Below are 22090 nucleotides of genomic sequence, written 5' to 3' on the forward strand. Positions count from 1 at the left end.
ATATAATAGACTAGATACATAGAAAGAGGTGCTTATGGACATTTCAGAAATTCGTCAAAAAATTGACGCAAATCGTGAAAAATTAGCTTCTTTCAGGGGGTCTCTTTGACTTAGAGGCGTTGGAAGAAGAAATTGCCATTTTAGAAAATAAAATGACAGAACCTGATTTTTGGGATGATAACATTGCTGCGCAAAAGACATCTCAAGAATTAAATGAACTCAAGCAGACCTATGAAAATTTCCATCAAATGGTGGATCTCTTTGATGAGTCAGAAATCTTACTGGACTTTTTGGCAGAAGACGATTCGGTCAAAGAAGAATTGATCGAGAAGTTGGAGGAGCTGGATAAACGTATGACCAGCTATGAAATGACCTTGCTATTGTCTGAACCCTATGACAATAATAATGCCATCCTAGAAATCCACCCAGGTTCAGGAGGAACAGAAGCTCAGGACTGGGGCGACATGCTCCTTCGGATGTATTCTCGTTTTGGAAATGCCCATGGCTTCAAAGTTGAAGTCTTGGACTATCAGGCTGGAGATGAGGCTGGAATCAAGTCTGTGACCTTATCTTTTGAAGGGCCTCATGCATACGGCCTTCTGAAATCTGAAATGGGGGTTCACCGTTTGGTTCGGATCTCGCCATTTGACTCCGCTAAACGTCGTCATACCTCCTTTACATCTGTTGAGGTCATGCCCGAATTAGACGATACCATCGAAGTTGAAGTTCGTGATGATGATATCAAGATGGACACCTTCCGCTCAGGTGGAGCTGGTGGACAAAACGTCAACAAGGTTTCTACAGGGGTGCGCTTGACCCACATTCCGACAGGGATTGTAGTGGCATCCACCGTGGATCGGACCCAATACGGGAACCGTGATCGTGCGATGAAGATGTTGCAAGCTAAACTCTACCAATTAGAGCAAGAGAAAAAAGCAGCAGAAGTGGATTCTCTAAAAGGGGATAAAAAAGAAATCACCTGGGGAAGTCAAATCCGCTCCTATGTTTTTACCCCTTATACCATGGTGAAGGATCACCGGACCAACTACGAAGTAGCGCAGGTGGACAAGGTGATGGATGGAGATATCGATGGCTTTATCGATGCCTACCTTAAATGGCGTCTCCAATAACCTAGAGGGAATCAACCAGAAAAGAATGAAAGGAATTTCATTACATGTCAATGATTGAAATGAAAGATGTTGTCAAAAAGTATGACAACGGGACGACGGCCCTTCGCGGGGTCTCTGTCCAAATTGAACCAGGAGAATTTGCCTACATCGTAGGACCTTCTGGTGCAGGGAAGTCGACCTTTATTCGACTTTTATACCGTGAAGTCAAACACGATAAAGGAAGTTTGAAAGTAGCTGATTTTGATTTGGATAAAATCAAAAAACGCGATATTCCTATGTTGCGACGCAATGTGGGAGTGGTCTTCCAAGATTATAAATTGCTTCCAAAGAAAACCGTTTATGAAAATATTGCCTACGCAATGCAAGTTATCGGTGAGCGCCGTCGCAATATTAAAAAGCGTGTGATGGAAGTTTTGGATCTTGTCGGATTGAAACACAAGGTCCGCTCATTCCCGAATGAATTGTCAGGGGGAGAGCAACAACGGATTGCGATTGCTCGTGCGATCGTCAACAATCCGAAAGTCTTGATTGCGGATGAGCCAACGGGGAACTTGGACCCAGATAATTCATGGGAAATCATGAATCTTTTGGAGCGGATTAATCTGCAAGGGACCACAGTATTGATGGCGACCCACAATAGCCAGATTGTAAATACTTTACGTCACCGTGTCATCGCGATTGAAAATGGTCGTGTAGTGCGTGATGAAGCGGAAGGAGAGTACGGATACGATGATTAGAAGATTTTTCCGACACTTAATTGAATCGTTTAAAAGCTTGAAACGAAATGGTTGGATGACGATCGCAGCAGTCAGCTCGGTTATGATTACCCTTAGCTTGGTTGCTATTTTCGCCTCTGTTATTGCTAATACTATTAAGCTTTCAGATGATATTCAAAACAGTGTGCGGGTTGTAGTATACATGCGCAAAGATATTCAAGATCAGAGCGAGCAGATTGAACAAGAAGGTCAAACCGTGACCAATGAAAATTACCATAAGGTCTACGATGCTCTGACAGCCATGAAGCATGTCGACAAGGTTGATTTTTCTAGCAAGGAAGAACAGTATGATAAACTGATCAAAACGGCTGGGAACAACTGGAAGATTTTTGATGGAGATGCAAACCCCCTCTACGATGCCTATTATGTAGAGACGACAGCTCCAAAATATGTGAAGCAAGTCTCGGCAGATGCCAAGAAAATTGAAGGGGTCTCTGAAGTCAAAGATGGTGGGGTCGATACCCAACGCTTGTTTGCCCTTGGAACCTTTATTCGAAACTGGGGCTTGATCGGGGTCGCCTTATTGATCTTTATTGCAGTCTTTTTGATTTCAAATACTATTCGGATTACCATCATTTCACGTAGTCGTGAGATTAAGATCATGCGACTGGTAGGAGCAAAGAATGGTTATATTCGTGCACCGTTCCTTTTAGAAGGGGCTTGGATTGGTCTATTGGGAGCAGTGGTTCCATCAGCTTTGGTTTTCTACGTGTATAATGTTGTCTATACATCAATGAATAATAACTTGACAGACCAAAACTTGCATCTTTATAGTCCCCATCTTTTGGTACCGATTATGGTGGGTGGCTTGTTTGGATTGGGGATTTTGATTGGAGCGATCGGTTCGTCAATCTCCATGAGACGTTTTCTTAAGATATAATAAAAAAGCAAGTTCACACTTGCTTTTTTTGTATCTTTTATTAGGACAGGAAGGAGGATACATGATTCTTTAAGATTGTCTAAAGAAGGGATTGAACATCTTCTCGTGACCAATAGAAGTTTCAGGGCCATGACCGGGATAGACGGTATAGGAAGATGGAAGGGTAAAGAGTTCTTCTCTGATACTGCTAAGTAACTGTGCCGCGTTCCCTGTTGGAAGATCGGTCCGTCCAATGGTTTCGCGAAAAAGGGCGTCACCGGATAGAACCAGGTGATCCTCAGGAAAGACGATAGAGACTCCTCCTGCAGAGTGGCCTGGTGTCTCCAGAACATAAAAGTGGAAATCGGCTATTTGGTAATCGGAGCGAATGTCATAAAGGAAGTCGGCCTCCTTGCATACCACATCTTCTAAATCCGCATGACGATCCAAACCAGATAAATTATCGACAGGAGAAGACAACCAACTGGCTTCTGCTGAATGGACATAAACAGGTGGGAAATGATAGGTCTGACGAACCTTTTCAAGACTCATAATGTGATCGTAATGCGTATGGGTTAAAAGAATCGCTACAATTGGTTTTCCGATGCGATCTATTTGTTTTTGAATAGTCGCCCAGTCGCTACCTGGATCGACAAGAATGAGGGAGTGGTCATTTTCAAGGTAGTAGGTATTTTCATAAGCTACAGGATTAACAGTACGATAGATTTTCATAAGGACTCCTTTCTAGAATAGTGTATCAAATTGCAAGGAAAATAACAGGATTGAAGTCAACATGAAAGGAGAAAAAAATCTGCAGAGCTTGCTCAAACGTGATATAATTTTAAGTATTATGACAAGACAGAAACGGAAATATGCCATTGTGGATCTGGAAGCGACCAGTGCTGGAAGCAATGCTAAGATCATTCAGGTTGGGATCGTTATTATCGAGGATGGCCTAATTACCCAATCCTATGAAACAGATGTAAATCCCCATGAACGATTGGATGAGCACATCAAACAATTGACCGGACTAACAGATGCTCGCTTACGCAAAGCACCAGAGTTTGCACAAGTGGCAAAGGAAATTTTTGAATTAATAGAAGATGCCGTCTTTGTGGCCCATAATGTCAAATTTGATGCGAATTTATTAGCAGAAGCCCTCTTTTGGGAAGGATTTGAGCTAACGACTCCTCGGATTGATACGGTTGAATTGTCTCAAATTTTCTATCCGACTTTAGAACGCTACAATTTAGGAGCGCTTGCAGCTGAACTGGAAATTGAGTTGCACCATGCTCACTCCGCTTTAGCGGATGCTATGGCAACAGCCCAGCTGCTGTTGAAATTGAGAGAGAAAATTGTAAGCTTACCAAGAGGATTGATCGAAAAACTTCTTTCGATGGCAGATTGTTTGATTTATGAATCGCGACTCTTAATAGAAGATGCGCTTGAAGACAGTAGCCTTTTTTTACCAGCTCATTTAGTAGAAGTTCATGGTCTCTATCTGCGCAAGCCACAGCAGTTTTTAGAAAGTCGTCATTTGTCTGAACAGTTTGAACTCAATATGCAGCTGTTGGGAATGGAGGCTTATCCGGAACAAAGAGAATTTGTTAACTATATCGAAGATAGTTTGCAACAGCCACTTCCGAGTTTTATTGAAGCGCCAACGGGTATTGGGAAGACCTACGCTTATCTATTAACGCTTTTGGCCAAAACCTCCAAGCGCATTCTTGTCAGTGTTCCAACTAAAATTCTTCAGGATCAAATTATGAAGAAGGAAGGAAAGACTATCCAAGATCTTTTCCAAATTCCCTTTCATAGCCTGAAAAGTCCCAAGGATTACATCCAACTCGATAAATTTTATGAGGCCTTACAGAGTGAGTCAGATAATGGGATGATTCGACGCTTTAAAATGCAACTGTTGGTTTGGCTGACCATGACAGAAACGGGAGAGTTCAGTGAAATTGGCCAACTCTATCGTCATCTTCATTTTGTAGCTGACATTTGCCACGATGGCCAATTGTCGAAGCGTTCACTTTTTTATCAGGAAGATTTTTGGCGCCTGGGCCAGGAAAAAGTGAAAACCAGCCGAGTAATTCTGACCAATCATGCCTATCTGTTAACCCGTCTAGAAGATGATAAGAGTCTACTTCAAGAATCTGTTCTGGTAGTGGATGAAGCGCAAAAACTCTTCTTTGCTTTAGAGCAGTTTTCACAGAGAGAAGAAAACTTGCAATCTCTTCTTCTAGGCTTGCAACATGCCATCGAAGAGGAAAAAGATCTTCTGCAAAGGCGTTTGCTGGAGAGTATTCAATTTGAGTTAAATGCCTGCTCTAAGGAAGTTGTACAAGGAAAACCAGCCATCTTATCAGATCAAACGGTAGCAAAAATTCGACAGGATGTCTCAGAATTAAAAAACGAATCATTAGAGAATCTAAGGGAATTGTTTGATGAGCGCTACCAAACCTTTTGGATGGACAAGGAAGTGGTCGAAAGCCACCAGATTCTTCGTCTCCACGGAGGAGTTGAGGACTTGCTATCCTTTAAGGAGTTTGTTCCTGAAGAAGTGCCCGTGCTCTTTGTATCAGCAACGATCGCGATCAGTAAAAAGGTGCATTTACCTGCCCTTTTGGGATACCAAGAGCAGCAGATCTACCGGGTGCCAATAACAGTCAAACAACACCAGGAATTATTGGTGCCGATAGATTTTCCAGATGTCGTTTCTTTATCTTCCGTGGAGTATGCAGGAGAGATTTGTCAGCTCATCGATGAACTCCTTCCTCTAAGAAAACCAATTTTTCTTTTGTTTACCTCAAAAGAATTGTTACTGGAGACGTCAAACGCCTTGAAGTTTCCTCATTTGGCCCAGTATCGAAATGGCGATGCAGCTAATATTAAGCGACGATTTGATAGAGGAGAAAGCTATATTTTATTGGGAACAGGAAGCTTCTGGGAGGGTGTCGATTTTTCCCAACAAAAAGAAGTGATTCAAATCATCACGCGCCTTCCTTTTGATAACCCCAAAGATTATATGGTTCAAAAGCTGAATATCCAACTCAGAGAACAGGGGAAAAATCCCTTTTATGACTATAGCCTTCCGGTCGCGATTTTAAGGCTCAAACAGGCTATTGGGAGAACCAGCCGTTTTCAAGACCAGGAATCGTTGGTCCTCTTATTGGATCAGCGAGTGGTGACCAAACGATATGGAAAACAAATTTTAGATGGTTTGCAGCAAGTGTTGCCCCTTCATACGACAGTGAGAGAGCGGCTTGTTGAGCAAGCAGCTGCCTTTTTTGAAAGGAATTGAGAGAATGAAAAATAAAGGATTTGGACTTGCAATTGCATTTGTACTGGCTCTTTGCGCCATGTTTTTGGGAACTTTCTTTCCCATCATTGGCTCCAGTGTCTTTGCTTTGATTTTAGGAATTGTCCTCAATGAATTAGTAGATTTGCCGGAGAATTCACGACCAGGACTGAACTGGTCCGGTAAGAAATTGTTGCAGTATTCGATTATCTTCATGGGATTTAGCTTGCCAATTGCGACGGTTGCCTCTACAGGCTTGTCTTCTTTGAAGATTAGTCTGCCAACGATAACAGTTGCCTTTCTTGCAGCGATGATCTTTGGGAAAGTCTTCCATCTGAAATCTCACTTACGGACCTTAATTGGATTTGGAACGGCTATTTGTGGTGGATCTGCTATCGCAGCAGCTGCGCCGATCATTGAAGCAGACGAAGAGGAAATTGCCTTATCTATGTCAACCATCTTTTTCTTCAACATTTTGGCTGTCTTTATCTTTCCAGTATTAGGGCATGTATGGCATATGTCTAATTTTCAATTTGGCCTCTGGTCAGGAACAGCCATTAACGATACGTCATCAGTTGTAGCAGCAGCGTTTTCTTATAGTAAGGCGGCGGGTGAAATGGCGACCATTGTTAAGTTGACACGCGCCCTGATGATTGTACCAGTTTGTTTGGGCTTGATCGGTTTAAAATGGTATCGGAGCAAGCAACAAGGAAGAAACAAAGGAATGTTAAAGAAAATTATTCCTTGGTTCATCATTTGGTTTATTGTGGCTTCTATTCTTTCATCTATCGGCTTGCTACCTAAAGTGGTTCTTCCTTACCTAAAGGACCTTTCTCACCTCTTTATGGCCATGGCCTTGGTCGGAATCGGAAGCAAGGTTTCTTGGAAACAGTTCCGTGCAGCAGGAGCAGCCCCTCTTTTAGTAGGGTTGATTGCTTGGTTTTGTGTAGCAGGATCTAGCTTGGTTCTACAAATGTTGTTCTATTAATTGATTTGATGATTCTCAAAGAAAGGAACGTGAATGAAGAAACATCATTTTTGGACGATTCACCTGGATTATTCCATCATTGGGATTGTCTTCGCCCTTCTCATGATTGGGATTTTATCTGTTTATGTAGCAGTTTCTCATGACTATCCCCAGATGGTGTGGCCTTTTTTGGGGCAGCAATTGGCTTGGATTGGTGTGGGATGCGTCATTTGCCTGATTGTGACCATTTTTAGCACGAAATTTCTTTGGAAAATCACACACTTTCTTTATCTATTAGGTTTGGCCTTGATGGTTCTTCCTCTTGTGTTTTATAATCCCAACTTGGTAGCTTCAACAGGAGCTAAAAACTGGGTGGCTTATGGGAACATCACCTTATTTCAGCCCTCAGAATTTATGAAGATCCCCTTCATCCTGATGCTGTCACGCTCTATTGTCCGATTTTTGCAAAGAAATAAGGGGCGTGAACGATTATTACGACAAGATTGGTTTTTGATTCTAGAGTTGACCATCTATACGATTCCGGTATTTGCCTTATTGGCTCTCCAGCAGGACTTGGGAACGGCCTTAGTATTCTTGGCCATCTTTGCGGGCTTAGTGCTTGTTTCAGGAGTTTCCTGGAAAATTATCTTGCCGGTCATCTTGCTTCTGGCAGGTGGGCTAGCAGGCTTTCTCTTCCTCTTTCTTTCAGAAGGGGGACGGGCTTTTCTGCACCAACAATTAGGGATGCCAACCTACCAGATGAACCGTATTTTAGCCTGGTTAAATCCTTTTGACTATGCACAAACCACCACCTACCAGCAGGCGCAAGGACAGCTAGCCATTGCAAGTGGTGGCCTCTTTGGGCAAGGATTTAATGTTTCCAATTTATTGGTTCCCGTACGGGAAAGTGATATGATTTTTACAGTAGTAGCAGAAGACTTTGGCTTTGTTGGAGCTCTGGTGCTGTTGATTTTATATGTGGCCCTGATTTACCGCATTTTAAAAATTACCCTCCAGTCCAATAACCAATTTTATACCTATATTTCCATTGGATTTATTATGATGCTGGTCTTTCATATTTTTGAAAATGTTGGAGCAGTAACGGGTCTTCTCCCCTTGACGGGGATTCCCCTCCCCTTTATCTCACAAGGTGGGTCCTCTATTATTAGTAATCTGATTGGTGTTGGTCTGGTCCTTTCAATATATAATCATAGCAGCAAAAAGAAAGAGACAGAAGAAGGGCCTCCAATCCGTAAAAAAGTAGTCCTTAAAAAGGCGCAATAGATAGAAAGAAGGAATGAAAATGAAAAAAGTAGCAACGATTTTAGCAAACGGTTTTGAAGAAATTGAAGCCTTGACCATTGTCGATGTTTTGAGACGGGCTGGGATCGACTGTGACCTCGTTGGGATGGAAGAAACGGTCACAGGTTCTCACCAGATCACAGTGGAAGTCGACCGCCTCTGGAATGGGGACCTGTCAGATTATGATGGAATCTTCTTACCAGGTGGGATGCCAGGAGCTGCGAATTTGCGGGATAATCCGGAATTGATTGCAGCTCTACAAGAAGAAAGTAGAAAAGGAAAAATCATTTCTGCGATTTGTGCAGCACCAATTGTCTTGGCACGTGCCGGCCTCTTAAAAGATAAACACTATACCTGTTACGATGGTTTTGAAGAAGAGATTCAAGATGGGTACTATCAGAAAGAAACAGTGGTGAAAGACGGTAATCTCTTGACCAGTCGTGGTCCTTCAACTGCACTTGCCTTAGCCTACGCCTTGGTAGAGCAATTTGGAGGAGATGCCCAAAGCCTTCGTCAAGGAATGCTCTATCAAGATGTCTTTGGAGATGCTTAAAAAAGCTCTTTTGGACACTATATTTTCTGGTGAAAGATCACATTCTATGACGGAAAATGACTTCTCTTTGATTTAAAATGAAATGACCGTAAAAAATGGCTAAAATCCCCCCTAAATGAGGGTTTTAGCTTATTTTTTTTGTCCATTTGTGGTATAATATTGACTATGAATTATCATGATTTTATATGGGATCTTGGTGGGACGCTATTGGATAATTACGAAACGTCCACAAATGCCTTTGTAGCGACATTGAAGGACTTTCACATCCAAGCCGATCATGATTCTGTTTATGCAGCATTAAAAATCTCAACACAGGATGCAATTCAAACCTTTGCACCACATATTTCAAATTTTCGTACGGAATACAAGAAAAAAGAAGCCTTGGGCTTGCAAGAACCGGTCTTATTTGAGGGGGCAAAAGAGTTACTAGAAGAGATCCAAGCACATGGAGGACGCCATTTTTTGGTATCTCATCGGGATCGCCAAGTTTTAACCCTTATTGAACAGACAGGCATTGCACCCTACTTTACGGAGATTGTAACAGCAGACGAGGGCTTTCCTCGAAAACCAGATCCAGCCTCTATGCTTTATTTGAAGGAAAAATATGGCATTCAAGCCGGTCTGGTCATCGGAGATCGTCCGATCGATATTGAAGCTGGGAAGGCTGCAGGGCTTTCAACCTATTTATTTGATACCATGCCCCACTTACACCAGTTTATATTTGAATAGAAAAGGGAAATTATGACAGAGGATAAACAGCAAGAAAATCAAGCACAAGAATATGATGCCAGTCAGATTCAGGTCTTGGAAGGACTAGAGGCCGTTCGGATGCGTCCGGGGATGTATATTGGATCTACCTCAAAAGAAGGTCTTCATCATCTGGTCTGGGAAATCGTAGATAATTCGATTGACGAAGCCTTAGCTGGTTTTGCTAGCCATATTGAAGTTTTCATTGAAGCAGATAATTCGATCACGGTTGTCGATGATGGTCGTGGGATCCCAGTGGATATCCAAGAAAAGACGGGTCGACCTGCCGTTGAAACTGTCTTTACCGTGCTTCACGCGGGAGGAAAATTTGGCGGAGGCGGCTACAAGGTTTCTGGTGGTCTTCACGGGGTAGGGTCATCAGTTGTGAATGCCCTCTCCACATCCCTCGATGTTCGCGTCTATAAAAATGGCAGTATCCATTACCAAGAGTATCGACGTGGACATGTTGTGGATGATTTGAAAGTCATCGGGGAGACAGATCGGACAGGGACAACCGTCCACTTTATTCCAGACCCAGAAATCTTCACGGAAACCACCGAGTATGATTTTGAAAAATTAAATAAACGGATTCAAGAATTAGCCTTTTTGAATCGTGGCTTGCGTATTTCTTTGACGGATAAGCGAGAAGGCCTGGAGCAAGAAAAGCATTACCACTACGAAGGTGGGATCTCTAGTTACGTCGAATACATCAATGAAAACAAAGATGTCATCTTTGAAAAACCAATCTACACAGATGGTGAAATGGATGATATTACAGTTGAAGTAGCTATGCAATATACCACAGGATACCATGAGACGGTCATGAGTTTTGCGAATAACATTCATACCCATGAAGGTGGGACGCATGAACAGGGCTTCCGTACAGCTCTCACTCGTGTGATCAATGATTATGCTAAGAAAAATAAGCTCTTAAAAGAAAACGAAGACAATCTAACAGGGGAAGATGTTCGAGAAGGCTTAACAGCAGTTATCTCGGTTAAACATCCAAATCCACAGTTTGAAGGACAAACCAAGACTAAACTTGGGAATTCAGAAGTTGTTAAAATTACCAATCGACTCTTTAGTGATGCCTTTTCTGATTTCCTTTTGGAAAATCCGCAAATTGCTAAGAAAATCGTCGAAAAAGGGATTTTAGCGGCGAAAGCTCGCGTAGCTGCTAAGCGAGCGCGTGAGGTGACCCGTAAGAAATCAGGGCTTGAGATTTCCAACCTACCTGGTAAATTGGCAGATTGCTCTTCAAATAATCCACAAGAAACAGAACTCTTTATCGTCGAAGGGGATTCAGCCGGAGGATCTGCAAAATCTGGTCGAAATCGGGAATTCCAAGCGATTCTCCCAATCCGTGGTAAGATCTTGAACGTTGAAAAAGCAAGTATGGATAAAATTCTAGCCAATGAAGAGATCCGTAGTTTATTTACTGCTATGGGAACTGGATTTGGTGCAGAATTTGATGTTACAAAAGCGCGTTATCAAAAATTAGTGATCATGACCGATGCCGATGTCGATGGCGCTCATATCCGAACCCTTCTATTGACCTTGATCTATCGCTATATGAAACCAGTCTTGGAAGCGGGATATGTTTATATTGCACAACCACCAATCTATGGGGTCAAAGTCGGTAGTGAAATCAAAGAATATATCCAACCTGGTGCCAACCAAGAAGCTGAATTAGCTGCAGCTTTGGAACGTTATTCAGAAGGTCGCTCAAAACCAACCATCCAACGCTATAAAGGTCTTGGAGAAATGGATGATCACCAATTATGGGAAACAACCATGAATCCAGAACACCGCTTGATGGCACGAGTATCAGTAGACGATGCTGCGGAAGCAGATAAGATCTTTGATATGTTGATGGGTGACCGCGTGGAACCACGTCGTGAATTTATCGAAGAAAACGCTGAATATAGTACACTCGATGTATAAAATTCACCGAACGCTTCCCATTAATGGATATTTTATGGTATAATTACTAGGATTACGTTCAAGTAATACGATGAAGGAGTTTTTATATGTCTAGTGGACTAATTGTTCTCATCTTTATTGTCGCCCTTATCTTGATTGTAGGATATGTGGTTGCAGTCATTTTGAGAAAACGAAATGAAGCCTTACTGGCAGCACTGGAAGAACGAAAAGAAAAGTTATACAACCTTCCGGTCAACGATGAAGTTGAGGCCGTAAAAAACATGCATTTGATTGGTCAAAGTCAAGTTGCATTTCGTGAATGGAATCAAAAATGGGTAGATTTATCCTTAAATTCATTTGCTGATATTGAAAACAATCTGTTTGAGGCGGAAGGCTACAATAATTCTTTCCGTTTCATGAAGGCTAAACAAGCTATTGACAATATTGAAAGTCAGATTCAGTTGATCGACGAAGATATCAAAGCGATTCGCCAAGCCCTTTCTGATCTTGAAGAGCAAGAACAAAAAAATAGCGGACGCGTGGTTCATGCCTTGGATATGTTTGAAGAACTTCAAAAAGAAGTCACTTCAGATCCAGATCGTTATGGCAGTGCACTTCCTGAAATTGAAAAGCAAATTGGAAATATTCAATCTGAGTTTTCACAATTTGTCACCTTGAATTCTTCAGGTGACCCTGTTGAAGCAGCTGAAATCCTTGATACAGCTGAGAATCATATTGTGGCCTTAAAACAAATTGTTGAGCGAGTGCCAGAAATTGTCACCGCTCTTCAAGCAAAACTTCCTGATCAATTAGAGGATTTGGAAAGTGGCTACCGCAAGCTTTTGGAATCTGGCTACCACTTCACTGAAACAGATATTGAATCTCGTTTCCAACAGTTGCATGCTTCCTTGAAGAACAATATGGCAAATGTATCCGCGCTTGAATTGGACAATGCTATTTACGAAAATGAGCAAATTCAAGAGGAAATCGATGCATTGTATCACATCTTTACTCGTGAAATCGAATCACAAAAAGTCGTGAAGAAGTTAGTGAAACAACTGCCTGGCTATTTGAAACACGCAAAAGATAACAATAGCAACCTTGCAGCAGAAGTGGAACGCCTTAGTAAAATATTCGTCTTGAATGAAGCTTTCAGTCAACAATTAAAAGAGTTAGAAGCTGAGTTATCTTCACAAGAAAATGTGGTAGAAGATGCCTTGAAAGATTCATCTGAAACACAAAAAGCTTATTCTATCGTAGAAGAAGAGTTAGAAGCTATTGAGGCTCGCTTGAAAGAAATCGAAGATGAGCAAATCAGCTTAAGTGATTCCCTTTCAAAAATTGAAAAAGACGATGCCAATGCTCGCCAAAAAGTCAATATCTATGCCAACCGTTTGCATGCCATTAAACGCTATATGGACAAGCGAAACTTGCCAGGAATCCCTCAAGAATTCTTGGAATTATTCTTCACAGCAAGCAACAATACAGAGGCTTTGATGGATGAGTTGGAAGGGGATAAAATCAACATCGAATCAACCAATCGTTTGTTAGATATTTTGACAAATGATATGAATGAATTGGAAGAAGCGACTTATCGAATTGTACAAAATGCTACTTTAACAGAGCAGTTGTTGCAATATTCAAATCGCTATCGTTCATTTGATGATCATGTGCAAGCAGCTTTTGATGAGTCCCTTTATATTTTCGAAAGAGAATATGACTATGCAGCTTCCTTTAAAGTCATCTCAGATGCTTTGGAGATGGTAGAAGCTGGAGTGACCGATCGCTTTGTAACTTCATATGAAAAAACCCGGGAGCAAATTCGCTTCTAATAATAGAAAAATGACCTTTTAGGAGGTCATTTTTTTACAATCTTCAAAAGATCATTGAAACTTGAAATTTAAACCCTATTTTTGTATAGTAAGGGAGAAATAAGAAAGGAAAGCGATGAAAGAAGTAACCGGTCTCCTCGTTATGGATGTAGATGGAACCTTGATCCGACAGGAAGGGATTGATCTACTAGCTCAAGAAGCTGGCGTGGGAGAAAAAGTGGCAGAGATTACATCACAAGCAATGAATGGGGAGCTGGATTTTTCAGCATCTCTAGAGGCGCGTGTTGCTTTATTGAAGGGATTAGAGACCTCTATCTTTCCGAAAATTTTGGAGCAAATTGAAGTCACGCCGGGTGCTGAAAGCTTAATCACGGAACTTCATCAAAGAGGTTACAAGGTTGGCCTTGTTTCAGGGGGATTTCATGAAGTCATCGATCCTATCGCGAGGTCTTTAGGAATTGATCTGGTTCGTGCCAACCGTTTGCAGACTTTTGATGGCCGTCTGACAGGGAAAGTGCTCGGAGAGATTGTGACCCCTGAAAGAAAAAAAGACTCCCTCCTGACATGGGCGAGAGAAAATCATATTCAACGAAGTCAGACGATTGCTATGGGAGATGGTGCCAATGATCTTCCCATGATTGAAACAGCCGGAATCGGGATTGCCTTTATGGCAAAGCCAATCGTAGCCGAACGAGCTCCATACCGTATTGAAACGAGCGATCTAAGCCTTGTTCTTGAAATTCTAGACCAGCATAGAAAGGAAACAGGATGCATATCCTACTAGCACCGGATTCATTTAAAGAATCCTTATCCGCCAAACAAGTAGCAGAAGCCTTAAAAAAAGGATTTCAAGAGGCTCTACCAGATGCAACTTTTGACCTTCTTCCCATAGGGGATGGTGGTGAAGGAACCATGGATACACTTGCTGGAGTTCTGAATTTAACCAAGAAGCATACTCAGGTAACAGGACCATTTGGGAAGCCTGTTTCAATGGCTTACTACCAAAAAGATGAGATGGCATTTTTTGAGATGGCCTCTCTTGTTGGCTTAGGCTCTATCCCAGCTGAAAAACGCAATCCACTAGAACTAGAGACACGAGGAATTGGTGAACTGATTTTGCAATTGGTTGACCAAGGGGTTAAAACGATCTGTGTGGGAATTGGTGGTTCAGCGACCAATGATGGTGGGATTGGGATGGCAGCCGGACTAGGGGTAGCCTTCTATGATGACCAAGGTCATCTGCTTCGTCCAGTTGGTGCTTCACTCGATCGTGTGGCTAGAATAGATACCAGTGCGGTTCCAAACGCATTACAAGACATCGAGCTCCAAGTCTTAACAGATGTCACCAATCCTCTCTGTGGCAGTCAAGGAGCAACCTATATCTATGGCGGGCAAAAGGGATTGAATCCCCTTCTGTTTCCAGCAGTTGATCAAGCTATGGAGAATTTTTATCAGCTAGTTGATCCACGAATCTTGTCTATAGCTGGCGCCGGAGCTGGAGGTGGTATGGCAGCAGGCTTGGTCGCTTTTGCAGGAGGTCAGATTTCCTCAGGAATTGAGAAAAGTTTGGATCTAATCGACTTCGATCGTAAGGTTCAAAAAGCGGATCTGGTCGTCGTGGGAGAAGGTAGGATGGACCTCCAATCTCTGTCGGGAAAAGCTCCTGTCGGGGTAGCCAAACGAACACCAGAGAAGATCCCAGTGCTTGCTATTTGTGGTAGCTTAGCGAACGATTTGCCAGCATTCCCAAGTCATCATATTGAGGCTGCCTTCTCTATTGTGCCAGGTCCTTGTGAGGTGGCAGATGCACTCACTCATGCTGAAAAAAATCTGATTTCCTGTGCTCGAAATATTGGTAACCTCTTAAAAATGAAAGCAAACTAAAAAACCAATTGAAAAGGAAATTCCTTTTCAATTGGTTCTTTCTTTAGCCAAAGAGGCGTTTCCAAAATGATTTTTTTTCAGGTGCTGTGCTCTCTTCTTTCTTTTCAAACAAATTTGGATACTGGAGGCTGATATCGGTTGGAGAAATTCCAGATGGATGATCAGTATGGATGATGAGACCAAAGGGAGAGTGGCGACAGTCATCTGAAACAATGCTTGCCACAAGACCAAGATCCTTTGTTTTTTTCAAATATTGAAGTTGGCTGCTTTCATCCAAGGCAGGCGAAATCTTGACCAATACAGGTTCAAAGCGTTCTGAAATGTTCGTAAGAATTGAAGAATAGTGCTCCAAATAGAGATTGTCCCTTGCCTCCTCCAAGGTACATGATACAATCACACGCTCCTCATATGTCTCCAAAAATCGACGCTGTTCATCAGGATTGAACCGAGTAGGACCAGCAGCTTTTTCTAAAATCGTTTTATTAATATCTGTCATAAGTTTAGTATAGCATAAAGCGTAGCAGAAGAGTAGAGGAATGCTAAAAAATTAAATAAGAAGGGGAAATGGCAGAAAATAAGATAGTGGAACCGTTTTCTTGTTAAAAACTTCTCAATTTTCGTAGATTTCCTTGTTTTTTCTTGAAAAAATAGCCTAATTACGATATGATAGAGGAGTAAAAAATATAACTCAATAAGGAGAGTAAGAAATGTCAATTATTACTGATGTTTACGCTCGCGAAGTCCTAGACTCACGCGGTAACCCAACACTTGAAGTAGAAGTTTATACTGAATCAGGTGCTTTCGGACGTGGTATGGTTCCATCAGGAGCTTCTACTGGTGAACACGAAGCTGTAGAACTTCGCGACGGTGACAAATCTCGTTACGGTGGTCTTGGAACTCAAAAAGCTGTTGACAATGTAAACAACATCATTGCTGAAGCTATCATCGGCTATGATGTACGTGACCAACAAGCTATTGACCGTGCAATGATCGCTCTTGACGGTACTCCTAACAAAGGTAAATTGGGAGCAAACGCTATCCTTGGTGTGTCTATCGCCGTTGCTCGTGCAGCTGCTGACTACCTTGAAATCCCACTTTACAGCTACCTTGGTGGATTCAACACTAAAGTTCTTCCAACTCCAATGATGAACATCATCAATGGTGGATCTCACTCAGATGCTCCAATCGCTTTCCAAGAATTCATGATCGTACCTGCTGGTGCACCTACATTCAAAGAAGCTCTTCGTTGGGGTGCTGAAATCTTCCACGCACTTAAGAAAATCCTTAAAGGTCGTGGTCTTGAAACAGCCGTTGGTGACGAAGGTGGATTCGCTCCTCGTTTCGACGGAACTGAAGATGGTGTAGAAACTATCATCGCTGCTATCGAAGCTGCTGGTTATGTTCCAGGTAAAGATGTATTTATCGGATTTGACTGTGCATCATCAGAATTCTACGATAAAGAACGCAAAGTTTACGATTATACTAAATTCGAAGGTGAAGGAGCTGCTGTCCGCACTGCTGCTGAACAAATTGACTACCTTGAAGGATTGGTAAACAAATACCCAATCATCACTATCGAAGATGGTATGGACGAAAACGACTGGGACGGTTGGAAAGCTCTTACTGAACGTCTTGGTGGTAAAGTTCAATTGGTTGGTGACGACTTCTTCGTAACAAACACTGATTACCTTTCACGTGGTATCGAAGAAGGTGCTGCTAACTCAATCCTTATCAAAGTTAACCAAATCGGTACTCTTACTGAAACTTTCGACGCTATCGAAATGGCGAAAGAAGCTGGTTACACTGCCGTTGTATCACACCGTTCAGGTGAAACTGAAGATTCAACAATCGCTGACATCGCAGTTGCAACAAACGCAGGACAAATCAAGACTGGTTCACTTTCACGTACAGACCGTATCGCTAAATACAACCAATTGCTTCGTATCGAAGATCAACTTGGTGAAGTTGCTGAATACCGTGGATTGAAATCATTCTACAACCTTAAGAAATAATCTAGTTTACTAGACTAAAAAGATCCTTGAGTTTTCTCAAGGATCTTTTTTGCGATCAGCTCAAACAAAAACTCCTCAACTAAAGCGTTGAGGAGTAGTGTTATTAGAACAAGCCTTTGATTTTGTCCAAGGCACCGCTGACCATTTCATTTCCAGAAACAAGCCCTTTTGCTTGTTCAAGGTAGTCACCGAGGTTGTCTTTGTTGTCTTCAACAAATTTCTTTGCAGCGTCGAAATCTTTCTTTTCGATCATTTCTTTTACTTGGTTAAATAAGTCCATTGGATTCATGCTTGGATCTCCTAAAATATAAGTTATGAAATCAGGCTCGCGCCTTTTTCTCATTTATTTAATCATTTTTTTAGAGCTTTGACAACTAAAACGCCTTAATGAAAAACGGTACAAACGGCTTCTGGGACATAGAAGTCGTGGGATAGGAGGGTCAATTTTCCATTGGCTAGATCCCGCTTGAAAACAGTAGCATTTGGTGAATCTTGATGGGCTGCGATGAGGTGGTTTTGATCTGGACTAATAGTGAAATCACGTGGATTGAGCCCTTGACTTGGAACAATTTCAATGAGTTCTAAGCTGCCATCTGCTACAACTTTAAATACAGCGATAGAATTGTGAGCACGGTTAGATGCATAAAGGAATTTTCCATCGGCTGAGAGCTTGATAGCAGAAGCCCATTTTTGACCATCGTAGTCTGATGGAAGTGTGGAAACGGTTTGGAAGTGTTCGAATTCACCCACACCGTCATAAAAGAGGACGTCGATTGTAGCATTTAATTCATTGATGAGATAAGCAGTCTTGTAGTGGGGATGAAAGACAAGGTGACGAGGTCCTGCACCTGGAGCTGTTTGGTACTGATTGATCAGGGTAAGTTTTCCTTCCTCACTGACATCATAGACATGCAAACTGTCTGTTCCTAGGTCACACGTGATCAGGTACTGATCTGGCGTAAGGTCTGCATAGTGGGCATGTGGACTTGCTTGATTGGCGTGGGGACCACTTCCTTGGTGAGTGTCCTCATTGACAAAAGACAAACGCCCATCTGCCTCTATCTTGTATACGAGAACTTGCCCTTTGTGATAGTTGGCTCCATAGACTAGTTGACGCTTTTCATCGACAGAGACATAGCAGAGTGGAGCCCCTTCTTCGACAATGTGATTGAGTGGCTGAAAATCGGCTGTAAAACTAGCGATTCCCCCTTTTCCATCTTCAGCTCCGACACTATAAAGATTGCCTTTTTTAGAAAAAGCGATATAGGTTGGATTGGGCTCAGCTGCCACTAGTTCAAGTTGGCTCAATGCCCCTGTTTCAGGGTCAAATTGTGCCTTGTAAATTCCTTTGGATTCTTTTTTGGTATAGGTACCGAAATAAATGGTTTGAGACATAGGTCACCTCGTAAGATTTGTTAGGTTTATTATATCAAAGGTCCTATTGGAAGGCAATTGCTAGTTGAAGAAGGGAGTGGTCTTTCTGATTTTACTAGTTTTTTCGTAACTTCACGCTCAAAAAATGCTAAAATAGATACATGTTGAAATGAAAAGGAGTTTTCCGTGGATAATAAAGAAAAACAGTTTAGTATGTCTTGGTTTTTTAGATGGTTTTTAGACAACAAGGCTATTACCGTATTTTTAGTTACCTTGCTCTTGGGTCTGAACCTCTTGGTCTTGAGTAAGATTACCTTTATTTTTATTCCGATTTTTGAGTTTGCAGGAGCTGTCATGCTGCCTGTTATTATCTCTGGTTTGCTCTATTACCTGCTCAACCCTATTGTTGACTTTCTTGAAAGAAAAGGACTCAAGCGGATTTTTGCGATTTCCTTAGTCTTTTTCTTGATTGCAGTGCTTTTAATTTGGGGTCTAGCTGTAGTGATTCCATCCGTCCAACGACAAGTGGTGAGTTTCTTTCATAACTTGCCAACTTATTTGGAAAAGGCCAATGCAACCATCGATGATTTTCTAGATAATCGCGTCTCCTCTGATATCAAACCCCAGTTAGATGAGATCACTAAGGAACTGTCTGCAAACATTACTTCTTGGGCCAGTTCGATCTCTGGGCGGGCTGTCAATTGGGTCAGCAACTTGATCGGAGTGGCTTCGCAAGTTATTGTTGCCTTGATCATTATGCCTTTTATTGTCTTTTATCTTCTTCGAGATGGAAAAAATTTAAAGGGCCACATTGTTCGCTTCTTACCAACTAAGATTCGTAAATCGGCTGAACAAGTTCTCTCAGATGTCAATACCCAACTCTCCAACTACGTTCGAGGGCAAATTACGGTAGCCATTGTCGTCGCCATTATGTTCATCATCTTCTTTAAGATCATTGGCTTGCGCTATGCGGTGACACTGGGGATCTCTGCGGGAATCTTGAATTTGATCCCATACTTGGGTAGTTTCTTAGCCATGTTACCTGCCTTAGTATTGGGCTTGGTAGCAGGACCAGAGATGTTTATCAAGGTCTTGATTGTATTTGCAGTGGAGCAAACCATTGAAGGACGTTTCGTATCTCCTTTGGTTTTGGGAAGTCAGTTAAATATCCATCCGATTACTATTTTATTTGTGCTCTTGACGTCAGGATCTATGTTTGGAATCTGGGGAGTTTTCCTTGGTATTCCGGTCTATGCGTCTGCTAAGGTCGTTATTGGAGCTATATTTGAATGGTATAAGGTCGTCAGTGGCTTGTATGAAGAACACAATGAAGTAGAAGAGGAAACACAGAGTGAGTCATAGTCAACAAATGGTAGAGGCTCTTGATCAGCAAGAGCTAGAAGAAGCAGAAGTTCAATTTCAAAAGGCCTTGTTAGAAGATAGTGAAGCGCAACTATTGGATTTGGGTCAATATCTTGAAAGTATCGGGTTTTACCCTCAGGCAAAAGAGGTTTATGAACAGATTGCAGAAACCTATCCAGAAGTATATCTGAGTTTGGCAACCATCCTTGCAGAGGAAGGGCAAACGGAAGAGGCCTTTGCTTATTTAGAAGAAATTGGCCCTGAGTCTAACTGGTATGTAGCCAGTCTCTTGGTCAAGGCTGATCTCTATCAGCTGGAAGGTCTCGCAGATGTAGCGCGTGAAAAATTAGTTGAAGCAGCCAGTCTGTCTGATGACCCGATCATTCAATTAGGGTTAGCTGAAATCGATCTGGAATTGGAACGCTACCAAGAGGCTATCCAAGAGTATGCCCAGTTGGACAATCGGGAGATTTTGGAAGCGACGGGGATTTCTACCTATCAACGGATTGGTTTTGCCTATGCCAATCTTGGTAAGTTTGAAGCGGCTGTGCCCTTCTTAGAGAAAGCCCTGGAGATTGAGTTTGATGACCAGATTGCCTACGAATTGGCGACCTTATTGTCAGACCAAGAAGAATACCAAAAAGCCCTGATCTACTACAAACAAATTGATACTTTGTCGCCTGATTTTGAAGGCTATGAGTTCGGGTATGCTTTGGCCTTACAGGCTGAAAATGACCGTGAAAAAGCGCTTGAAATCGCCAAACAAGGGATTGAGAAAAATCCATTTGACGCACAGTTGAAGCTTCTTGCTTCTCAGCTTTCTTATGAGCTCCACCAGCCTGAACAGGCAGAAACTTATCTGTTGGAAGCTAAAGAAGTGGCAGATGATCTCGAAGAGATTGCTCTTCGCCTCACTACCCTTTATTTAGAACAGGAGCGTTTTGACGAAGTCTTAGATTGGCAAAATGAAGAAGTCGAAACGGTTGTCACCCGTTGGAACATTGCCCGTGCTTTGGCTGCCTTAGAGAAAACAGAAGAAGCCGTATCAGTCTACCAAGAGCTCTATGAGGACTTGAAGGACAATCCAGAATTCCTCGAAACCTATGTTTATCTGTTGCGTGAAGCTGGCGATGTGACAAGGGCGCGTGAAGTGGCCAACCAGTATTTGGCGATCGTACCAGACGATGTGCAGATGCAAACCATCTATGATAGCCTCTAATAAAACCATATCGTGAAGTTTCGGAACAGTTTGTGGTATACTGGTAGAAGATAGAATGAGGAGAGAAAAACATGGAACCAGTGAAACTTTTTCAATACAATACCTTGGGTGCCCTAATGGCGGGTCTGTACGGGGGATCATTTACGATTGGAGAACTCTTGGAACATGGGGATCTAGGAGTTGGAACGCTTGATTCTATTGATGGAGAGTTGATCGTATTAGATGGAAAGGCCTATCAGGCTAAGGGATCAGGCGACCATCCTGAAATTGTCGAAGTTTCTCCTGATGCCAAGGTTCCTTATGCAGCAGTTGTTCCTCACCAAGCAGAAGTAATTTTCCGTCAACGCTTTGAAATGACGGACGAGGAATTGGAAGCTCGTATTGAGTCTTATTACGATGGCGAAAATCTTTTTCGCTCCATTAAGATTCGTGGTGACTTTGTCAAGATGCATGTCCGTATGATTCCAAAATCAACACCAGAGATGAAGTTTGCAGAGGTTGCAACCCATCAGCCAGAGTATATACGGGAAAATGTCACTGGAACCATCGTCGGTTTTTGGACACCCGAAATTTTCCATGGCGTGAGCGTGGCTGGTTATCATTTGCACTTTATTTCAGATGACCACACCTTTGGTGGCCATGTCATGGATTTTGTCATCACAGAAGGGATTGTAGAGGTGGGGGCCATCGATCAGCTGGATCAACGTTTCCCAGTTCAAGACCGACAGTACCTCTTTGCCAAATTCAATGTTGATGAGGTCAAAGAAGACATTAATAAAGCAGAATAAAAAGAGGCTGGGACAAAAGTCCTAGCCTCTCAATTATTTTTGGATTGTCGAGCAAGACGCA

At 42.2% G+C, this 22090-nt stretch carries 20 protein-coding genes; 16 read left to right on the forward strand and 4 right to left on the reverse strand.

Translation table 11 applies throughout. The features are described 5' to 3' along the window. Positions 1-34 precede the first annotated feature (34 nt). From prfB to ftsX, 3 genes are all read left to right on the forward strand, one after another. Positions 35-1130, forward strand: a protein-coding gene (prfB, locus tag ADI76_RS02850) for a peptide chain release factor 2 (protein ID WP_152905764.1) whose coding sequence is annotated in 2 segments (ribosomal slippage) — positions 35-106 and positions 108-1130 — 1095 coding nt in all. Because the reading frame shifts where the segments join, the coding sequence is not laid out codon by codon here. A gap of 44 nt (positions 1131-1174) precedes the next feature. Continuing rightward, entirely contained in the window at positions 1175-1867 is a 693-nt protein-coding gene (ftsE, locus tag ADI76_RS02855) for a cell division ATP-binding protein FtsE (RefSeq protein WP_003008021.1), read from the forward strand. Continuing rightward, positions 1860-2786 carry a permease-like cell division protein FtsX gene (ftsX, locus tag ADI76_RS02860; protein WP_049514653.1) on the forward strand — a complete coding sequence of 309 codons (927 nt, stop codon included), beginning with the start codon at positions 1860-1862 and terminating at the stop codon, positions 2784-2786. Before ftsE ends, ftsX begins: the two co-directional genes overlap by 8 nt. A 69-nt stretch (positions 2787-2855) precedes the next feature. On the opposite strand, the gene ADI76_RS02865 is transcribed toward ftsX, so the two are convergent. Continuing rightward, positions 2856-3497, reverse strand: coding sequence for an MBL fold metallo-hydrolase (locus ADI76_RS02865; protein WP_049475350.1), 642 nt, complete (start codon positions 3495-3497; stop codon positions 2856-2858). A 118-nt stretch (positions 3498-3615) separates the two neighbouring features. Between ADI76_RS02865 and ADI76_RS02870 the strand changes: the two genes are divergently transcribed. The 9 genes from ADI76_RS02870 (at position 3616) to ADI76_RS02910 (ending at position 15274) form a co-directional block, all read left to right on the forward strand. Continuing rightward, the gene (locus tag ADI76_RS02870) at positions 3616-6069 is read left to right on the forward strand and encodes a bifunctional DnaQ family exonuclease/ATP-dependent helicase (protein WP_049514693.1); all 2454 of its coding nucleotides are present in this window, start codon (positions 3616-3618) and stop codon (positions 6067-6069) included. A 4-nt stretch (positions 6070-6073) separates the two neighbouring features. Beyond that, positions 6074-7054, forward strand: coding sequence for a YeiH family protein (locus ADI76_RS02875; RefSeq protein WP_049514655.1), 981 nt, complete (start codon positions 6074-6076; stop codon positions 7052-7054). 33 nt (positions 7055-7087) lie between these two features. Continuing rightward, positions 7088-8317 carry an FtsW/RodA/SpoVE family cell cycle protein gene (locus ADI76_RS02880; protein ID WP_049514658.1) on the forward strand — a complete coding sequence of 410 codons (1230 nt, stop codon included), beginning with the start codon at positions 7088-7090 and terminating at the stop codon, positions 8315-8317. Between the two features lie 19 nt (positions 8318-8336). Beyond that, positions 8337-8888, forward strand: a complete 552-nt coding sequence (locus tag ADI76_RS02885; protein ID WP_049514660.1) for a DJ-1 family glyoxalase III — start codon at positions 8337-8339, stop codon at positions 8886-8888. Between the two features lie 165 nt (positions 8889-9053). Then, a complete protein-coding gene (locus ADI76_RS02890) occupies positions 9054-9617 on the forward strand; it encodes an HAD-IA family hydrolase (protein ID WP_049514663.1) in 564 nt (187 codons plus the stop codon). Between the two features lie 12 nt (positions 9618-9629). Continuing rightward, positions 9630-11579 carry a DNA topoisomerase (ATP-hydrolyzing) subunit B gene (gyrB, locus tag ADI76_RS02895; protein ID WP_049475345.1) on the forward strand — a complete coding sequence of 650 codons (1950 nt, stop codon included), beginning with the start codon at positions 9630-9632 and terminating at the stop codon, positions 11577-11579. 86 nt (positions 11580-11665) lie between these two features. Next, entirely contained in the window at positions 11666-13390 is a 1725-nt protein-coding gene (ezrA, locus tag ADI76_RS02900; protein WP_049514665.1) for a septation ring formation regulator EzrA, read from the forward strand. A gap of 115 nt (positions 13391-13505) precedes the next feature. Beyond that, on the forward strand, positions 13506-14174 hold the full coding sequence (serB, locus tag ADI76_RS02905; protein ID WP_049514668.1) for a phosphoserine phosphatase SerB: 669 nt from the start codon (positions 13506-13508) through the stop codon (positions 14172-14174). Next, a complete protein-coding gene (locus ADI76_RS02910; RefSeq protein ID WP_049514670.1) occupies positions 14159-15274 on the forward strand; it encodes a glycerate kinase in 1116 nt (371 codons plus the stop codon). The genes serB and ADI76_RS02910 overlap by 16 nt, the downstream gene beginning before the upstream one ends. 43 nt (positions 15275-15317) lie before the next feature. Here the strand turns inward: ADI76_RS02910 and ADI76_RS02915 are convergent, their stop codons facing one another. Further along, positions 15318-15770: a DUF1694 domain-containing protein gene (locus tag ADI76_RS02915; protein ID WP_049514673.1), complete on the reverse strand. Its 453-nt coding sequence runs from the start codon at positions 15768-15770 to the stop codon at positions 15318-15320. A gap of 211 nt (positions 15771-15981) precedes the next feature. Between ADI76_RS02915 and eno the strand changes: the two genes are divergently transcribed. Continuing rightward, positions 15982-17286, forward strand: a complete 1305-nt coding sequence (eno, locus tag ADI76_RS02920; RefSeq protein ID WP_049514675.1) for a surface-displayed alpha-enolase — start codon at positions 15982-15984, stop codon at positions 17284-17286. Between the two features lie 103 nt (positions 17287-17389). Here the strand turns inward: eno and ADI76_RS02925 are convergent, their stop codons facing one another. Both ADI76_RS02925 and ADI76_RS02930 read right to left on the reverse strand, forming a co-directional pair. Beyond that, positions 17390-17575, reverse strand: coding sequence for a hypothetical protein (locus tag ADI76_RS02925; protein WP_049497454.1), 186 nt, complete (start codon positions 17573-17575; stop codon positions 17390-17392). A 95-nt stretch (positions 17576-17670) separates the two neighbouring features. After that, a complete protein-coding gene (locus ADI76_RS02930; protein WP_049514678.1) occupies positions 17671-18681 on the reverse strand; it encodes a lactonase family protein in 1011 nt (336 codons plus the stop codon). Positions 18682-18846: 165 nt separating this feature from the next. On the opposite strand from ADI76_RS02930, the gene ADI76_RS02935 reads away from it, so the two are divergent. The 3 genes from ADI76_RS02935 to budA all read left to right on the forward strand — a co-directional run bounded on the left by ADI76_RS02935 (position 18847) and on the right by budA (position 22029). Next, positions 18847-20022, forward strand: a complete 1176-nt coding sequence (locus tag ADI76_RS02935; RefSeq protein ID WP_049514681.1) for an AI-2E family transporter — start codon at positions 18847-18849, stop codon at positions 20020-20022. Next, positions 20012-21241 carry a tetratricopeptide repeat protein gene (locus ADI76_RS02940; protein WP_049514683.1) on the forward strand — a complete coding sequence of 410 codons (1230 nt, stop codon included), beginning with the start codon at positions 20012-20014 and terminating at the stop codon, positions 21239-21241. Before ADI76_RS02935 ends, ADI76_RS02940 begins: the two co-directional genes overlap by 11 nt. Before the next feature lie 71 nt (positions 21242-21312). Next, a complete protein-coding gene (budA, locus tag ADI76_RS02945; protein WP_049514685.1) occupies positions 21313-22029 on the forward strand; it encodes an acetolactate decarboxylase in 717 nt (238 codons plus the stop codon). The last annotated feature ends 61 nt before the right edge of the window (positions 22030-22090 follow it).

Origin of the sequence: Streptococcus parasanguinis, assembly GCF_001074805.1 — a bacterium.
Taxonomy (GTDB): domain Bacteria; phylum Bacillota; class Bacilli; order Lactobacillales; family Streptococcaceae; genus Streptococcus; species Streptococcus parasanguinis_A.

Coding starts and splice junctions, on each gene's coding strand:
- ADI76_RS02910 (WP_049514670.1), top strand. CDS start 14,159: ATGCATATCCTACTAGCACCGGATTCATTTAAAGAATCCTTATCCGCC.
- eno (WP_049514675.1), top strand. CDS start 15,982: ATGTCAATTATTACTGATGTTTACGCTCGCGAAGTCCTAGACTCACGC.
- ADI76_RS02875 (WP_049514655.1), top strand. CDS start 6,074: ATGAAAAATAAAGGATTTGGACTTGCAATTGCATTTGTACTGGCTCTT.
- serB (WP_049514668.1), top strand. CDS start 13,506: ATGAAAGAAGTAACCGGTCTCCTCGTTATGGATGTAGATGGAACCTTG.
- ADI76_RS02885 (WP_049514660.1), top strand. CDS start 8,337: ATGAAAAAAGTAGCAACGATTTTAGCAAACGGTTTTGAAGAAATTGAA.
- ADI76_RS02930 (WP_049514678.1), bottom strand. CDS start 18,681: ATGTCTCAAACCATTTATTTCGGTACCTATACCAAAAAAGAATCCAAA.
- ADI76_RS02870 (WP_049514693.1), top strand. CDS start 3,616: ATGACAAGACAGAAACGGAAATATGCCATTGTGGATCTGGAAGCGACC.
- gyrB (WP_049475345.1), top strand. CDS start 9,630: ATGACAGAGGATAAACAGCAAGAAAATCAAGCACAAGAATATGATGCC.
- ftsX (WP_049514653.1), top strand. CDS start 1,860: ATGATTAGAAGATTTTTCCGACACTTAATTGAATCGTTTAAAAGCTTG.
- ezrA (WP_049514665.1), top strand. CDS start 11,666: ATGTCTAGTGGACTAATTGTTCTCATCTTTATTGTCGCCCTTATCTTG.
- ADI76_RS02925 (WP_049497454.1), bottom strand. CDS start 17,575: ATGAATCCAATGGACTTATTTAACCAAGTAAAAGAAATGATCGAAAAG.
- ADI76_RS02865 (WP_049475350.1), bottom strand. CDS start 3,497: ATGAAAATCTATCGTACTGTTAATCCTGTAGCTTATGAAAATACCTAC.
- ADI76_RS02880 (WP_049514658.1), top strand. CDS start 7,088: ATGAAGAAACATCATTTTTGGACGATTCACCTGGATTATTCCATCATT.
- ADI76_RS02890 (WP_049514663.1), top strand. CDS start 9,054: ATGAATTATCATGATTTTATATGGGATCTTGGTGGGACGCTATTGGAT.
- ADI76_RS02915 (WP_049514673.1), bottom strand. CDS start 15,770: ATGACAGATATTAATAAAACGATTTTAGAAAAAGCTGCTGGTCCTACT.
- budA (WP_049514685.1), top strand. CDS start 21,313: ATGGAACCAGTGAAACTTTTTCAATACAATACCTTGGGTGCCCTAATG.
- ftsE (WP_003008021.1), top strand. CDS start 1,175: ATGTCAATGATTGAAATGAAAGATGTTGTCAAAAAGTATGACAACGGG.